This is a genomic window from Plantibacter sp. MDV22-iso1 (assembly GCF_058408345.1).
Window position 1 is genome coordinate 243,305 of the sequence record NZ_JBZVDY010000003.1, and the last position, 16,068, is coordinate 259,372.

The following is a 16,068-nucleotide window of genomic DNA, read 5'->3' on the forward strand; positions in this document are numbered from 1 at the left end:
TTCCCTGTCCGTTCCGGTCCCTGAGCCTGCCGAAGGGCGTCGACCGGCTCAGCGCTTCAGGGACTTCTGGAGGAGGACCGTGCCGATCCAGCGGTCGAACTTGAACCCGACACGACCCATGCGGCCCACCTCGGTGAACCCGAACTTCTCGTGCAGGGCGATCGACGACTCGGCGCCCTTGTCGGCGATGACGGCCAGCATCTCCTTGAGCCCGGCGGCCTTCGAGCGCTCGATGAGCTCACCGAGCAGATCGGTGCCGAGGCCCTTGCCGGTCGCCGCGGCTCCGAGGTAGATCGAGCTCTCCACGGTGAAGCGGTAGGCGCGCTTCTGCTTCCACGGCGCGCACAGCGCGTACCCGAGGATCTGTCCGGTCGGGTTGACGGCGACGATGAACGGGAGCTGCAGCCGCTGCAGGTAGGCGAACTTGGAGCGCCACTCGGCGAGGGTCATCGCGTCCTCGTCGAAGGTGACCATGCTGTTGGCGACGTAGTGGTTGTAGATCGCCCGGACGTCGGGAAGGTCGGCCGCAGTGGCGTCGCGCATCGTGAATGCGAAAGGGGTCTCGGGGGTCGGCGGCTTGCGCAGGTGCGGCGGCAGCCGTCGCCTCGGCTCGTACTCCTCTTCCAACATCCCCCAAGCCTAACGAGGGGGTGGGTCGGCGGACAGCCCTTGCGGTCGACCCCACGACCCGGTCGTCAGTCGAGCGACCAGTCGATCGGGTCCACGCCGCGGGAGACGAGGAAGTCGTTCGTGCGGCTGAACGGCTTCGAGCCGAAGAACCCGCGTGAGGCGGAGAGCGGACTCGGGTGCGCCGAGACGATGACGTGACGGTCGGGGTCGCTCGATGATTCGAGCAGCGGGGCCAGTCGTTCGGCGTCCTTGCCCCAGAGGATGGACACGAGCGGTGCGGGGCGTGCGGCGAGCGCCCGGATCGCCTGTTCCGTGACCGCCTCCCAGCCGTGTCGGCGGTGGGAACCGGCGGAACCCGCCTCGACCGTGAGGACGCGGTTGAGGAGCAGCACGCCCTGTCCGGTCCACGGACTGAGATCGCCGTGTTCCGGCGTCGGGACACCGAGGTCGTCGCGGAGTTCCCGGTGGATGTTCGCGAGGCTGCGTGGCAGCGGGCGCACATCCCGGTCCGCGGCGAACGACAGGCCGATCGGATGACCCGGTGTCGGGTACGGGTCCTGCCCGACGATGAGGACCCGGACCGCGCTGAACGGCGTGCGGAAGGCCCGCAGGACGAGCTCGGGGGCCGGCAACCATCGGGCACCGTCCGCCGCTTGCGCCGCGAGCCAGTGGTCGATCGTCGCAAGGCGGTCGGCGACAGGCGCGAGCGCGTCGGCCCAGCCCTCGTCCATCGACCCCGCCGCGGCGAGCTGTGCCGGGCTACCGCCGAGGATCCCGTTCGTCATGGCCTACTGCTGCTGCGGCTGCTCGGCACCGATCGTGCGGACGACGACCCCGTGCTCGGCGGTGAAGACCTGCCAGACGCTGCCGCCACCGAGGACGGAGAGCGCCCCCTGCCCGACCACGAGCGCCGTGTTCTCGTCGATCGCGACACCGCCGTCCACGACCCCGGCCTCCGTCGCAGCGACGAGCCGCCCGAGGGTGCCCCACTGAGCGGCATGCGCCTCGACCGCGATGTCGACGAGCCCGAGACCGTCGCCGATCGTGACCTCGTCGAGTTCCTCGGACGCCGCCTCGGGGCTCACGGGGACCTCGCCGACACGCCATCCACCGATGATCGCGTGCTCGGCCGCGATCATCGCGCCGGCCGAGATGCCGAGGTAGGGCAGACCTGACGCGACGAGGCGTCGGATGTCGGTGGCGACCGGCGCGACCGCCTCCGCGTAGGCCGAGGGCAGCCCGCCGCCGACGACGATCCCGTCGACCTCGGCCAGCTGAGCCTGCGCGACCACGCCGCCCTCGCGGACGACCACGCGGATCGCCTCGATCTCACCGGAGCGTGCCACGGCGCGTTCCAGGGCCGCGGACTGCTCGAGCCCGTCGCCGTCGTGCACGACGACGATCGCGATGCGCGGGGCCAACCGACCGGCGACGACCGCGAGCGCGGCCGCCTCGGCGATGAACGCTGCGTAGACGGTCGACTCGGTCTCTGGGGCGGCCGGACCGCCGAGGAGGAAAACACTCACCCTGAGACCCTACCCGGCACCCCGGATCAGGCGGGGACGATCAGGCCGTGATCGTCGGCAGCGTCGACCAGGGGAAGGAGATCCAGCGGTCGACGCGCTTCCACACGTAGTCGGGACGGAGCACCGTCTGCGGCTTCTCGTACAGCGTCACCGTGCGGACCTCCGCGCCGCTCGCCTGCATGAGTTCCAGCACCATCGCGAGCGTGCGACCCGAGTCGGACACGTCGTCGACGAGCAGCACCCGGCTCCCCGGCAACCCGGCCACGTCGAGCAGCGGCGGGAGCACGACGGGCTCGGGGAGACGCGCGTCGACCCCGGTGTAGAACTCGACGTTCAGCGCGCCGCACGCCTTCACGTCGAGGGCGTAGGCGATGGCACCGGCGAGCAGGAGCCCCCCGCGCGCGATCGCGACGACGGAGTCGGGCCGGAACCCGCTCGCGACGATCGCACTGGACAGTTCGCGGGCCGCGTCACCGAACGTGGGCCAGTCGAGGACCTCTCGCTCCGGGGACGCTGCGCTGGGGTTCTCGGTCGACATCCCCCAACGCTATCCTGCCGGCCGGGCCGCCTGTACCATCCCCACATGGCGCGAGACAGCACGACGACCGGCGGAGCCTCGGCGACCGGATGGCGGACGTCGATCCGTGGGTCGGCAGCTGGTATCACCGCAGGACTCATCGGCTGGTTGTTCCTCGTCGAGATCACGAGCGGTGTCCTGCAGGGCTACTACGTCCCACTCATCCCCGACCTCGTCGAGCACCTGGGCATCCACGACGCGGACTTCAACTGGTTCGAGGCCGCGCAGCTGCTGTTGTCGGCACTCGTCGTCCCTATCCTCGCGAAGCTCGGCGACATGTTCGGACACAAGCGGGTCCTCCTCGTCTCCACCGTGTTGACGGCCGGTGCCAGCTGGTGGCTCGTCGTCGCCGGGGACTTCTGGTCGTTCCTCGCGGCCTGGGCGCTGCAGGGCTTCTACGTCGTCTGGCTGCCCCTCGAGATCGCACTCATCTTCGAGCGGGGCCGTCGCTCCGGCACCGGGGCCTCGCAGACCCGGCGGGCCGCCGGCCTCCTCGTCGTGGCGCTCGAGGCCGGGGCCATCATCGGTGCGCTGTCGAGTGGACGCATCCTCACCGCCCTCGGCGGCGACATCCCACTCACGATGATGCTGCCGGCCGTCGCGGTGACCCTCGTCTTCTTCGCCATCCTGTTCGGCGTCCCCGAGTCCGAACCCCTGCCGGGCAGGACCCTGGATTTCGCGGGCTTCGTGCTCCTCAGCCTCGCGCTCCTCCTCATCACCTCGGGGCTCACCTTCCTGCGACTCAACGGTCCGCAGACGTGGTGGGTGTGGGGGCTCATCGCGATCGGCGTGCTCGCGTTCCTGCCGTTCGGGCGGCATGAACTGCGGCAGCCCGACCCGGCGATCGACCTCCGGGTGCTCCGGCAACCCAACATGTGGCCGGTGCAACTGACCGCGGGGCTCATCGGGATCAGCCTGCTCGGCGCCCAGGCCCCGCTCAGCACCTATGCGGGGACACCGCGGGAGAACGGATACGGCCTCGGGCTCGACGCCGGTGACATCTCCACGCTCATCGGCGCCTACCTGATCTCGATGATCGTCGGTGCGCTCCTGTTCCCACTCGTGTCGCGCTGGGCGACGCCTCGGATCGCGCTCATCGTCGCCGCCTCACTCGTCGCGGTCGGGTACCTGCTGTTCCTCCCGTTCCACCTCGAGACGTGGCAGGTCTTCCTGAACATGGCGATCGCGGGTCTCGGCTCCGGTGCCCTCGTCGGCGCCATGCCGGCTGCGGCTGCGGCCGCCGCACCGCGCGGGCAGACGGGCGTCGCGTCGGCACTGACCAACACGACGAAGACGATCGGTGGCTCCTTCGCCTCGGCCGTCTTCGGCGTGGTCCTGTTCGCCGGCGCCGCGCAGGCCGTCACGGCCGGAGCGTCGAGCCTGTCCGGCTATCTCACGGTCTGGGCGATCTGCGGGGCGGGCGCGCTCGTCGCCGCCGTCCTGCTCTGCTTCGTCCCGAAACTCGCCTTCGCGGACGCGGCCCCGGTCGACACGGGACCCGAGCCACGCATCGATCCCGCTGCTGAGCACCCGACCGGTCACTGACCTCCCGACCGGTCCCTGAGCCCCCGACCGGTCCCTGAGCCTGTCGAACGGTTACTCCGCGACGCGCAACGGCCCCTTCGCCAGGCGGTACGGGGCGGCCTGGGCGACCGGCTTGATCGTGATGAGGTCGAGGTTGACGTGCGGCGGCAGCGAGGTCGCGTGGACGATGGCCTCGGCGACGTCGTCGGCCGAGAGCGGATCCGGCACGTCCTCGTAGACGGCGTCGGCGCGGTCCTGGTCGCCACCGAAGCGCACGAGCGAGAACTCCTCCGTGTGCACCATGCCCGGCGCCACCTCGATCACCCGGATCGGTTCGCCGTTGAGCTCGAGCCGCAGCACCTCGAAGAGCGCGCGCTCCGCGAACTTCGCCGCGTTGTACCCGCCGCCACCCACGTAGGCGACGTGGCCCGCGATCGAGGTGACACCGACGATGGTGGCGGCACCACCCTCCGGGATGCTCCGACGGAGGATCGGCAGGAGCGCCTGGACCACGCGCTTCGTGCCGAGGACGTTGATGTCGAACATGCGCCGCCAGTCCTCCGCGTCGCCGTCCTCGACGGACGCGAGGCCGAAGGCGCCGCCCGCGTTGTTGACGAGCGCCTGGGCGCCGCCGAGCTCCTCCACCCGGGCGGCGAGCGCGTCGACGTCCGCCTGCACGGTCAGGTCGGCGACGACCGCGGTGCCGCCGATGTCCGCGACGAGCGCCTCCAGCCGCTCCGCACGGCGGGCCACCGCCACGACCTCCCAACCGTCGGCCGCGAAACGCCTCGCCGTCGCCTCCCCGATCCCTGAACTCGCACCGGTCACCGCCACACGTCTCGTCGTCATGCCTCCAGGGTAGCCACCGGGCCGAGCCGTTACGCCGTGTGTCCGCGCGGTTGGCGCGTGCAGGCAGGGCCGGTAGCCTCGGGGTCACGACGGAGCACCACCCGGAGCCACGCCCGGCGACATCGCTGTCGGACCGAGCGGCCTCACCGGCGGCACCCATCACCCGAGCAGCACCGACCACCCGAGCAGAGGGGACCATCCACCATGAGCGATGCCACGAACGACTGGAAGTTCGAGACGAAGCAGATCCACTCCGGAGCAGCGCCCGACCCGGTCACGAAGGCTCGGGCCACGCCGATCTACCAGACCACGAGCTACGTGTTCGACAACGCCGACCACGCCAAGAACCTCTTCGCCCTCGCGGAGTTCGGCAACATCTACACGCGCATCCAGAACCCGACGCAGGCCGTCGTCGAGGAGCGCCTCAGCGCGCTCGAGGGCGGCAGCGGCGCCCTCCTCCTCGCCTCCGGGCAGGCGGCGGAGGCCTCGGCGGTCCTCAACATCGCGCAGGCGGGCGACCACATCGTGTCGTCCTCGTCGATCTACGGCGGCACGTACAACCTCTTCAAGTACACGCTCGCGAAGCTCGGCATCGAGACCACCTTCGTGGAGAACCAGGACGACGCCGAGGAGTGGCGGCGTGCGGTGCGCCCGAACACGAAGCTGTTCTTCGCGGAGACCATCGGCAACCCGAAGATCAACATCCTCGACATCCGCCTCGTCGCCGACGTCGCACACGAGGCCGGCGTCCCGCTGATCGTCGACAACACGATCGCCACGCCGTACCTCATCCGACCCTTCGAGCACGGAGCAGACATCATCGTCCACTCGGCGACGAAGTTCCTCGGCGGTCACGGCACGGTCATCGGCGGGGTCATCGTCGACGGCGGCACCTTCTCCTGGACCGGGCACGCGGACAAGTTCCCAGGCCTCACGACGCCGGACCCCTCGTACCACGGGGCGGTCTACACCGACGCCGTGGGCGACTCGCTCGCCTACATCATCAAGGCGCGCGTGCAGCTCCTGCGCGACCTGGGTGCGGCCATCGCCCCGGCGAGCGCCTGGCAGCTCATCCAGGGCATCGAGACGCTCAGCCTCCGCATCGAGCGCCACGTGCAGAACGCCCAGCAGGTCGCCGAGTGGCTCGACGCCCACCCCGACATCGCCAGCGTCAACTACTCGGGGCTGCCGTCCAGCCCCTGGTACGCGGCTGCCAACCAGTACGCGCCGAAGGGCGTCGGAGCGGTCCTGTCGTTCGAGCTGAAGGGCGGGGTCGACGCCGGCCGCGCCTTCGTGAACTCCCTGCAGTTGTTCTCACACCTCGCGAACATCGGCGACGTCCGTTCGCTCGTCATCCACCCGGCGTCGACGACGCACTCGCAACTCACCCCGGAGCAGCAGCTCACGGCCGGCGTCACCCCCGGGCTCGTGCGGCTCTCGGTGGGACTCGAGAACATCGACGACATCACGGCCGACCTCCAGGCCGGTCTGACCGCAGCGAAGCAGGTCGTCGAGGCCGCCCGGGTCTGAGCCCGTCCCGAGGCGTCTCCCTCCCGGGTTGCGCCAGCGCGGTGCGCTGACGCGAGCGCACCCCACGACCGCGAGCGCGGGTCTCCAGAGACCCGCGCTCGCGTCGTTCGTTGCGCAGTCGGGCCGGTTCCCCGTCACTCGAGCCCGTTCCCCGTCACTCGAGCCCGTTCCGGCGCGCCGAGGCCGACGGGAGCACACTCGCGTCAGCGCACCGCGCTGACCTCGACCGATCGGGTGACGTAACACGGCCGGTCGACGCTCGCGGGCACGCCACAATGGAGACCTATGGACTGGCAGACCCCGGAAGACAGCGTGCCCTCCCGCTTCGTGACCGAAGCCGAGGTCGGCGCTCTGCTCGCGAACCCGCCCTCGAGCGGCGCCTGGCGCGACGGCGATCGGCCGGGCGACCGACTCTTCGCCCCACTCGGCCGCCTCGACTTCGAGCACGGCGGGAGCATCCCGCACGCCAGACTCGCCTACGAGACCTGGGGCACGCTCGACGACGACGGCGGCAACGCGGTCCTCGTCCTCCATGCGCTCACGGGAGACAGCCACGTCCTCGGTGGCGCCGGCAACGGGCATGCGACCGCCGGGTGGTGGGCCGGCATCGTCGGTCCGGGACTCGCCGTCGACACGGACCGCTGGTTCGTCGTCGCGCCGAACATGATCGGCGGCTGCCAGGGCAGCACCGGCCCCTCCTCCTTCGCGCCCGACGGCGTCGAGTGGGGTTCGCGGTTCCCGTACACCTCGATCCGCGACCAGGTCGAGGCCCAGCACCGACTGCTCGGCCACCTCGGACTCGACCGCTGGGCCGCGGTGATCGGCGGGTCGATGGGCGGCATGCACGCACTCGAGTGGGCCGCCACCCACCCCGAGCTCGTCGACCGACTGGCCGTGATCGCCGCACCCCCGGTCACGACGGCGGACCAGATCTCCCTGAACTTCGTGCAGCTCGAAGCGGTCCGGACGGACCCGCACTTCCAGGGAGGCGACTACTACGACGCCCCGGACGGTGAGGGCCCGCACCGCGGCCTCGCCCTCGCCCGACGGATGGCTCTGCTCAACTACCGCAGCCCGGGTGAGTTGAACGCCCGCTTCGAACGCAGCTGGCAGTCGAGTGTGAGCCCGCTCGGGCATGGTGGACGCTTCGCCGTCGAGTCCTACCTCGACTTCCACGGCAATAAGTTCACCCGACGCTTCGACGCCGGGAGCTATGTGACCCTCGTCGAGGCGATGAACTCGCACGACGTCGGACGCGATCGCGGCGGCGTCGGCGCGGCGCTGCGGGCCTACGCCGGTCCGTCGCTCGTGCTCGGGATCGACAGCGACCGGCTCTTCCCGGTCAGTGGGCAGGAGGAGATCGCCCTCCACCTCGCCGGCAACCTCGACGGCACCCGACCGTCGGTCCTCCGGTCCGATTTCGGCCACGACGGCTTCCTCATCGAGAACGCGCTGGTCGCGCCGCATCTCAGCCGGCTCCTCGCCGTCTGACAGCCGCGCTCCGTCTGTCCGACAACCGTTCCGTGGCGCCCGTGTCACCCGATAAGGTGACTCCTCAGAGGAGCGTGAGCATGGATCGGGTGGCGAGGACCCAGCGACGGCTGCTGCTGCGTACGACGCGCCTCTTCGGGCTCGCGGGCTGCGTCACGGCCGCGATGATCCTCAGCGTCCCGGGCGTCGTCTCGGGCGGTCGGTACGCCGTCCTCCTCGTCCTCGTCGCCGTCCTCGCCCTCACCCACGTGGCCGCCGAGCAGTACGACGGTCAGCGGTGGGTCCTGCTGGTGTTCCTCGTCGGTGTCGGCGTCGTCGTCGTCATCGGTCTGTCCGACGGGAACACCGGCCAGGTCGGCTCCGCGAGCGCGATCGCCGCGATCACCTCCCTCGGGATGGGTGCTGTCGCGGCCCGACTGGTGCCGATCCGTCGCACCTGGCCGCTGCTCCTGACCGCGTTCGTCGTGACGGCGGTCACCATCGTCGTCGTCACCGGGCCCACCGCGCTCACGATCCCGACCATCGGCCTGACCGCGGTCGTGTGGATCGCGATCGGCGCCTTCGGCGGGTGGCTCGACACGAGCATCCCCCGACTCATCCGTCGGGTCGACACCATCGGCAACGCCTACAACGCTGAGCGGCTCGCGAGTCAGGCCGAGTCGCAACGGCGACAGGACGCACGCCTCCTGCACGACACCGCACTCGCGACCCTCACCATGCTCGCCCACTCCGGTCGGGGCGTCGATGGCGCCGCCCTCCGCTCGCAGGCCGGGAACGATGCGCATCTGCTCCGCAGCCTCCGCCTCGGCGAGGAGCTGACCCCCGTCTCCTCCGGCTCGTACATCCTGCAGCGCGGTGTCGACTTCACCCTCGACGAAGGGATCGAGGCCGTGACGGACCGGTTCGCCGGGCTCGGCCTCACGGTCAACGTCTACGGCGGTGGACAGGCGAACCTCGACCCACGCGTGCGCGAGGCGTTCCTCCTCGCTCTCGGGGAGTGCCTGGAGAACGTCCGGCGTCACTCCGGCGTGGATTCGGCCGACGTCACGGTGTCGATCGACGAGCTGACGGCCCGACTCCTCATCACCGACACCGGCACCGGGTTCGACCCGTCGGCAGTGCCGGACGGCCATCTCGGCGTCGCGGAATCGGTCGTCGCGCGCATTCAGGAGGTCGGCGGACAGGCGCGCGTCTTCTCCGCCCCCGGGGCCGGGACGACGGTCATCCTGGAGGTCCCGCAAGCATGAGTGTCGACGCCCTCGAGGAGGCCACCGGACCGACCCGTCGCTACCGTCATCGTCGCGCCATCGACCGGCAGCGTTCGTCACTCGGAACGACACAGCTGGGCATCGGTCTCTCGGTGTCCGGCGTCATCCTCGTCGTCTACGCCGCGATCCGCTTCGTCAGCTCGGTCCACCACTACCCGCGACCACTGCTCAGCGTCGTCGCCTGGCTGCTGCTCACCGCGGCGATCGTGTCGACCTTCCTCCTCCTCCGCCGCTCCGCGTTCCACCTCTCGGATCGGCTGTTCGTCGCGCTGCTGATCCAGCTGGTGGTGGTCGCCGCGCTCGACCTGGCGAGCGTCTGGAGTCGCGACGCCGTGGGCGTCTATCCGACGGCGGCCGCGGCGGTCGGCGGCGTCCTGCTCGCGGTCGTCACCCTCCGCCCGGTGCGCGACGTCGCCGCCGCGACCGTGGTGCTCGGGCTGATGCTCGTGGGCTCGATCCTCACCGTCACGCGGACCCAGACCGCGACCCTCGGTGCGGAGCTGCTCTTCGCCGCGGTCGCCGTCGTCCCACCACTCATCGCCTGCGCGATCGTCTCCCAGTACCGCCGGATCGTCCGCCTCGAACTCGACCGGGTCATGGTCGCCTCCACCGTCGCGAGCGTCCGGGACGCACTCGGGTTCTTCGACTCGGAGGAACTCGTGACCCTCGACCTCGAAGCGGAGGAGCTGTTCGTCGGTGTCGCCGACGGCTCGGTCGACCTCCCGCTCAGCCCCGAGCTCGCGGCGCGCGCCTCCCGCCTTGCGACCGAGCTCCGGCGTCACCTCATGTCCGAGGGCAAGGAGTCCTGGCTCGAGCACGCGTTCCAGGAGTCGTCCGTGTTGTCGGACAGCGCCACCCTCCGCGACCCCGAGCGACTCGCGACGTATCTCGCAACGGATCAGCGGGATGGACTGCTCTCTGCAGTATGGTTGCTCCTCGGGGAAGCAGATGCGCAGAGTGCCAGAGCTGTGCTGACGCTCGGACCGGTCGACCGCTCCGAACGACCGGGCCGATCAGGTGCGCTCGTCATCCCGATCGTCCTCGAAGCGGTCGGAGTGCAACGCGCCAAGGTGGATCCCGCGGTGTGGGAAGCGCTCGGACGAGTGGGCAGCTCTACGGACACGTACCAGAAATCCCGGATCAGGATCGAGATCGACAGCACCGTCGACAATCCTGCTGCGGGCCAGCGGAAAGGGGAACGTCAATGACGTCACAGGAGTCTCGCATCAGGGTCGGCATCGTCGATGACCACCGGATGCTGCTCGGTGCGCTCACCGAGTGGATCAGGAGCGTCGCCGACGACATCGAACTCGTCGTCGTGACCCCGTCCTGGCCGGAGCTGCTGACGCACCCCGCCTTCCCCGTCGACGTCCTGCTGCTCGACGTCGACCTCAAGGACAATGTGCCGGTCGCCGTGAAGCTCGCGACGCTGAAGACCACGGGCGTCACGACCGTCCTCATGAGCACCTACAGCGACCCGGCAGTGGTCCGTGAAGCCCTGGCCGCGGGCGCTCTGGGCTACCTCGCGAAGAGCGAGGACGCCGAGACCATCGTGCACGCCCTGCGTGCGGCGTCACGCGGCGAGTCCTACATCTCCCCCGAGCTCGACCTCGCCCTCGCGAGCGGAGCCTCCGGGACCGGCCCCCGCCTCAGCGCGCAGGAGCGTCGTGTCATGGCGCTGTACGCCGCCGGTGAGCCCGTGAAGATGGTCGCCGAGAGCCTCGGCATCTCCGACGAGACCGCGAAGAGCTACCTCAAGCGCATCCGCGAGAAGTACCGCAACGCCGGCATCGACGTCGGTACCAAGGTCGCCCTGCGCAAGCGGGCGATCCTCGACGGCATCATCGTCGACTAGCAGCGCGGTGCGCTGACGCGAGCGCGCGGGTGTCGGCGTCAGCGCGGTGCGCTGACGCGAGACCGCACGGTGCGGCGTGAGCGCCACTCGGATACGTGAGCGCGGGTCTCCGGAGACCCGCGCTCACGCGTATGGGGCGCGCTCGCGTGAGCGCACCGCGCTGGCACTACGCCAGACCGCACCCCACGGGCCGGGATGGGCGACGGGTATCGGTCAGACGGGGATCGGAGCCGTCGGCGGGTTGCGGTCCGCGATCCGGCGTTCCTCGGCGACGTTCGCCCGCAGGAGTTCGCGACGAAGCTGCCGACGTTCGACCGTGAAGCTCGTGATGACGATCCCGAGGCCGATCACGGTCAGCACCACACCGGTCCAGACCGGAGCGAGGTAGCCGAGGCCACCGGCGATGACCACACCGCCGAGGAAGGCCCCGAGCGCGTTGCCGATGTTGAGCGCCGAGTGGTTGAGCGCTGCAGCGAGGGACTGGCTGTCGCCGGCGACGTCCATGAGCCTCGTCTGGATGGCCGGGCCGAGGCCCTGCGACGCGAAGCCGACGGCGAAGACGAACAGGAACATCGTCGGAGTCCACGTCGCGGTGAGTGCCAGGGCCGTCAGGACCACGATCATGAGCGCGAAGAAGACGATCAGGGCCCGCCTCACCCCACGGTCCGCGAGATGCCCACCGACCAGGTTGCCGATCGTCATGCCGACCCCCATGGTCGCGAGCGCCCATGGGACGAGTGTCGCCGACTCCCCCGCGACCTCGGTCACGAGGGGCGCGAGATAGCTGTACACGGCGAAGAGCCCGCCGAACCCGATCGACCCGAACCCGAGCACGAACCACACCTGGCCGCGCCGGAAGACGCGGAGTTCACGACGCATCGTCTGCTGCGGATTGCCCGCCTGCACCGGCACGGCGAACCAGATGGTCACGGTCGCGAGCGCGAAGATGCCGGTGACGATGAGGTAGGCGGAGCGCCACCCGAACTCCTGGCCCACCCAGGTCGCGAACGGCACGCCCACGACGTTCGCGATCGTCAGCCCGGTCATGACGAGCGCGACGCCCTTGCCGCGCTTCCCCGGCCCCATGAGACTCGCGGCGACGAGGGCGGCCATGCCGAAGTAGGCGCCGTGCGGCAGCGCCGCGACGAACCGGGCGAGCAGGACGAGGCCGAAGCTCGGCAGGACCGCCGACGCGAGCGTGCCGACGGTGAACGCGACGCCCAACCAGAGCAGGACGGTCTTGCGCCGGTACCGCGCGACGAGCGCGGCGATCGTCGGCGCACCGACGACGACGCCGAGCGCGTACGCCGTGATCAACCACGCAGCCTGCGCGTTCGCCTGCTCCTGGCTGCGAGCGGCCAGCTCGGGCAGGAGGTCGGTCGCGATGTTCGGCAGCAGACCCATCGCCACGAACTCGGTCGTGCCGATGCCGAAGGCCCCGACGGCGAGCGCGAGGATGGCAAGACGAACACGGGTCGGCGACAGCTGCGTCGACCCGTCCAGGATGGTGGGCATGGATCGAGTGTACGGGAATCCTCGAATCGATTCGAGTCCCGACGGACGAAACCCGACGACCGCTGCCCGATGGGCTCAGCCGTCGTTTTCGAGCGCGGCGTCAAGCCGGTCGAGCTTTGCGGTCAGCTCACCCGTGTAGCCGGGACGGATGTCGGCCTTCAGCACAAGCGAGACCCGGCTGCCGTAGGCGCCGACCGCCTCGGTGGCGTCCTTGATGACCGCGAACACCTCGTCCCACTCCCCCTCGATGGTCGTGAACATGGAGTCGGTCCGATTCGGCAAGCCGGACTCGCGGACGATCCGCACAGCCGCGGCGACCGCGTCGTGGACGGAACCGTCCGAGTTGCCGGTGCCGCTGGGGGCGACGGAGAAGGCGACGAGCATGGTCACTCCTTGTGGGTTCGAGCGGGGACGGGGATGGAGACCGAGGAGACGTCCTCGTCGTGGTGGTGCGGCGAGAACAACGCATGGACGGCCCAGCCGGCGAGGACCAGATAGGCGAGGTTACGGACCGTCAGCACCGTCACGAGGACCGGGTCGACGTTGAGCAACCACAGGTACAAGTAGGGGTAGACGAGCTGCGTGAGCGCGGCGATCATCAACGCGAGGACGGCCGGCGCGAGGAAACGCCGACGCTGCAGGACGATCCCGAGGATCACCGGTGCAGCCAACCACATCGCGAACTGCGGCGACCCGACCTTGTTGAAGATGATGAGCGTGAGGACGAAGAGGAGCGACAACGGCGCGAGCACCTGCACGAGTGGGCGCCCGGACCGCACTGCGAGTACCCCGAGGAGCACCGCGCCGGCGACGGCGAGACCGAGGAGCGGCGTCATGACGGCGATCGCCGTGTCGACGCCCGGGCCCGTCACCTGGAAGGTCAGGATGTCGCGGTCGTAGTAGACGAAGCTCTGCGGGACCCCCAGGACGGCGAGCCACAGGTAGGCGTTGCCGATGGGCGACTCGATCTGGAGACCGCGTCCGGTCTGCTCCGTCACGAAGCTGACCGCGTTCGCGCCGCCGAGCACGAGGCCGACCCCGAGGACCACGACCGACGTCGCCGCCGCCGCGATCAGCACCTGTCCGCGGTGGCGGTGCGCCAGGACGATCGCGCCGATCAGGGCCGCCGGCCAGATCTTCATCCAGGCGGCGAGCGTCAGGAGGACGGCGGCGACCCGCGGGCGGCCGGCGACCCAGAGGAGCCCGACGATCGCGATGGGGACGGTCACGGAATCGATCCGGGCGAGCGCGATCGGTCCGAGCAGGAGGAGGAACGCGAGCCACCACCATGCCGCGACCAATCGTGGGCGCGAGTGGCCGTTGCCGAGGAGGACCGCGAACGCCCCGGCGTTCATCGCGGTCACCAGCAGGAGCCAGCCGACGCCGTACCCGGCGCTGCCGAGCAGCAGCGGGATCAGCATGGGGACGATCGCGAGGATCGGATAGACCCAGGGCTCATCGATGGCGGGGATCGGCCCGCCGGACGTCGCCTGTTCCACCCACGGCCGGTACACGAGGACGACGTCGCCGAGCGGGAGACCCTCCGCCACGAGGCACAGCCACCCGACGAGGAGGTGCACGAGGCCGAACCCGCACCAGAGGAGCCAACGCCGCATCACGTGGACCATCCTAGGCTCGCGCCGCCTGTGGAACCCGTCCGCCACTCGCTCGACGCCCGAGCGGGTCGGGTCCGCGAGCCTGCTGATCAGTACCCGCTGAAGGCGTCGGTGCGGACGTGTCCGACGCCGATCCCGCGCAGGGCGGGCTTCAGGGCCTCGATCATCGCGGGCGGCCCGGAGATGAAGACCTCACGCTCGGCCAGATCCGGGACGGCCTCGGCGAGGCGTTCGTGGTCGAGGCGCCCGGGTCCGAGGCCACGCCAGCCGTCCGGCAGGCGGACGTCGTCCGTCGGTCCCACGACGAGCACCGGTGTCCCCCAGGTCTCGAGCTCGGCCGCGTAGGCGAGCTCCTGCGCGTCTGACACGACGTAGACGAGGACGACGTCACGCTTGTCGGCGCGGAGGTGCAGGCGGGACAGCTGACTGGCGAACGGGGTGATCCCGATGCCGGCGGCGATGAGCAGGATCGGCTTGCTCGCGTCCTTCGGCAGGACGAAGTCGCCCCACACGCCGGTCGCCGAGAGGCTCGCGCCGACCGGCAGCGCACTCAGCGCCCGTTTGAAGCTACTGGCCCGCTCGGGCACACGCATCGCCACGCGGATCGTGCGGTCGTCGTCGGGTGGCGAGGAGATGCTGAAGACGCGCCTCGAGCCGCGGACGTCGGCTCCGCGGTGCGGCAACGACAGCTCGAGGTACTGGCCGGCCGCGAACGGGATCGACCGCTTCGAGCTGAACCGGTACTCGACCGCCGTCGGGGTGAGGGCGCGGGTGCCTTCGAGCGTCAGACGCATCCCCCGACGACGGGCGACGGCGAACGCGAGCACGTTGCCGACGATGAGCGCGAGCTCCGGGGTCGACGCCACCTGGCCGAGCATGAACGGGATGGAGAACAGCACCGCGACGATCGCCGCCTCGGCGAGCTGCTGCCAGCGCCGCGGTGGAAGCGTGAGCGGCTCGGTGAGCATGAACGCTGCGAGGAAGAGGATCGGGTACGACGTGAGCGGAGCCAGCAGTGCCGGTCCCAGCTCTTGACCACCGGTGACGAGCCGGACGGTGACGAGCGCCCAGGAGAGCACGATGAAGACGAGTGCCATGGTGAGTCGCTTCGTCCGGATGAGGACGAGGCCGCCGAGGATCACGACACCGGGCAGCAGCCACGGGTTGGCGACCCACCAGACCGACGGTGACACGCCCGGGAGGGTGACGTAGCTCGCCAATACGCTCATCACCAGTGCGGCGATGGCCGCCGGATTGAGGACGTGTCGACCCCGGATCGCGAGCAGGTACTTCGACGCCGAGGCGGCCGTGGCGGCGAGGGCGATCCAGGCCAGCGCGGTGGGCTCGCTCGTCGGCCACAGGATGAAGAACAGCAGGAGGGAGGTGATGACGGACGACTCGCTGTGCGGCTGCACCTGGAACAGCGCACCGAACAGGCGGTTCGTCAGGTAGCCGACGACGAGCAGCGTCACCAGGGTGGCGAGGAGCTCGAGCGGCTTGTAGAACACCTGCCCGAAGAGCGACAGCACGAAGGCGTAGATCGCGAGGGTGCCGAGTGACAGCGTCACGAGGCGGTACATGGTGACCCGCCCGAGGACGGTGCCGAAGAAGGAGCCGGTACGGCCGTTCATGTGCGGTCTGCTTTCTGGGAGATGGTGCCGACCGGGCTCGGGCCCTGTGGCGCGTG

15 protein-coding genes are annotated in these 16,068 nt (G+C 70.2%); 6 read left to right on the top strand and 9 right to left on the bottom strand.

Annotated elements, in window-relative coordinates; all coding sequences use genetic code 11:
• Positions 1-48: 48 nt before the first annotated feature.
• The 4 genes from AC4PMY_RS15990 to AC4PMY_RS16005 all read right to left on the bottom strand — a co-directional run bounded on the left by AC4PMY_RS15990 (position 49) and on the right by AC4PMY_RS16005 (position 2,694).
• The gene (locus AC4PMY_RS15990; protein WP_064295270.1) at positions 49-630 is read right to left on the bottom strand and encodes a GNAT family N-acetyltransferase; all 582 of its coding nucleotides are present in this window, start codon (positions 628-630) and stop codon (positions 49-51) included.
• A gap of 65 nt (positions 631-695) precedes the next feature.
• On the bottom strand, positions 696-1,415 hold the full coding sequence (locus tag AC4PMY_RS15995; RefSeq protein ID WP_071262459.1) for a uracil-DNA glycosylase: 720 nt from the start codon (positions 1,413-1,415) through the stop codon (positions 696-698).
• Positions 1,416-1,418: 3 nt separating this feature from the next.
• The gene (locus AC4PMY_RS16000) at positions 1,419-2,156 is read right to left on the bottom strand and encodes a Type 1 glutamine amidotransferase-like domain-containing protein (protein WP_064295268.1); all 738 of its coding nucleotides are present in this window, start codon (positions 2,154-2,156) and stop codon (positions 1,419-1,421) included.
• A 40-nt stretch (positions 2,157-2,196) separates the two neighbouring features.
• Entirely contained in the window at positions 2,197-2,694 is a 498-nt protein-coding gene (locus tag AC4PMY_RS16005; protein WP_071262460.1) for a phosphoribosyltransferase, read from the bottom strand.
• Between the two features lie 45 nt (positions 2,695-2,739).
• On the opposite strand from AC4PMY_RS16005, the gene AC4PMY_RS16010 reads away from it, so the two are divergent.
• On the top strand, positions 2,740-4,278 hold the full coding sequence (locus AC4PMY_RS16010; RefSeq protein ID WP_064295266.1) for an MFS transporter: 1,539 nt from the start codon (positions 2,740-2,742) through the stop codon (positions 4,276-4,278).
• 51 nt (positions 4,279-4,329) lie between these two features.
• On the opposite strand, the gene AC4PMY_RS16015 is transcribed toward AC4PMY_RS16010, so the two are convergent.
• Positions 4,330-5,106: an SDR family oxidoreductase gene (locus AC4PMY_RS16015; protein WP_491623186.1), complete on the bottom strand. Its 777-nt coding sequence runs from the start codon at positions 5,104-5,106 to the stop codon at positions 4,330-4,332.
• Positions 5,107-5,310: 204 nt separating this feature from the next.
• On the opposite strand from AC4PMY_RS16015, the gene AC4PMY_RS16020 reads away from it, so the two are divergent.
• The 5 genes from AC4PMY_RS16020 (at position 5,311) to AC4PMY_RS16040 (ending at position 11,250) form a co-directional block, all read left to right on the top strand.
• Positions 5,311-6,636, top strand: a complete 1,326-nt coding sequence (locus AC4PMY_RS16020) for a bifunctional o-acetylhomoserine/o-acetylserine sulfhydrylase (protein WP_064295265.1) — start codon at positions 5,311-5,313, stop codon at positions 6,634-6,636.
• Positions 6,637-6,921: 285 nt separating this feature from the next.
• A complete protein-coding gene (gene metX, locus AC4PMY_RS16025; protein WP_064295264.1) occupies positions 6,922-8,127 on the top strand; it encodes a homoserine O-acetyltransferase MetX in 1,206 nt (401 codons plus the stop codon).
• Positions 8,128-8,216: 89 nt separating this feature from the next.
• Entirely contained in the window at positions 8,217-9,374 is a 1,158-nt protein-coding gene (locus AC4PMY_RS16030; RefSeq protein WP_139205503.1) for a sensor histidine kinase, read from the top strand.
• Complete coding sequence (locus AC4PMY_RS16035) at positions 9,371-10,603, top strand: hypothetical protein (protein ID WP_064295262.1); 1,233 nt, start codon at positions 9,371-9,373, stop codon at positions 10,601-10,603. Before AC4PMY_RS16030 ends, AC4PMY_RS16035 begins: the two co-directional genes overlap by 4 nt.
• The gene (locus AC4PMY_RS16040; RefSeq protein ID WP_056012577.1) at positions 10,600-11,250 is read left to right on the top strand and encodes a response regulator transcription factor; all 651 of its coding nucleotides are present in this window, start codon (positions 10,600-10,602) and stop codon (positions 11,248-11,250) included. The genes AC4PMY_RS16035 and AC4PMY_RS16040 overlap by 4 nt, the downstream gene beginning before the upstream one ends.
• Before the next feature lie 213 nt (positions 11,251-11,463).
• Here the strand turns inward: AC4PMY_RS16040 and AC4PMY_RS16045 are convergent, their stop codons facing one another.
• The 4 genes from AC4PMY_RS16045 to AC4PMY_RS16060 form a co-directional block, all read right to left on the bottom strand.
• On the bottom strand, positions 11,464-12,765 hold the full coding sequence (locus AC4PMY_RS16045) for an MFS transporter (protein WP_491623187.1): 1,302 nt from the start codon (positions 12,763-12,765) through the stop codon (positions 11,464-11,466).
• 75 nt (positions 12,766-12,840) lie between these two features.
• The gene (locus tag AC4PMY_RS16050) at positions 12,841-13,149 is read right to left on the bottom strand and encodes a thiamine-binding protein (RefSeq protein WP_064295260.1); all 309 of its coding nucleotides are present in this window, start codon (positions 13,147-13,149) and stop codon (positions 12,841-12,843) included.
• A gap of 2 nt (positions 13,150-13,151) precedes the next feature.
• Positions 13,152-14,381 (bottom strand): glycosyltransferase 87 family protein, encoded by a 1,230-nt coding sequence (locus AC4PMY_RS16055; protein ID WP_491623188.1) that lies wholly within the window; start codon positions 14,379-14,381, stop codon positions 13,152-13,154.
• Positions 14,382-14,470: 89 nt separating this feature from the next.
• Positions 14,471-16,012, bottom strand: coding sequence for an FAD-dependent oxidoreductase (locus AC4PMY_RS16060; protein ID WP_491623189.1), 1,542 nt, complete (start codon positions 16,010-16,012; stop codon positions 14,471-14,473).
• Positions 16,013-16,068: the final 56 nt, after the last annotated feature.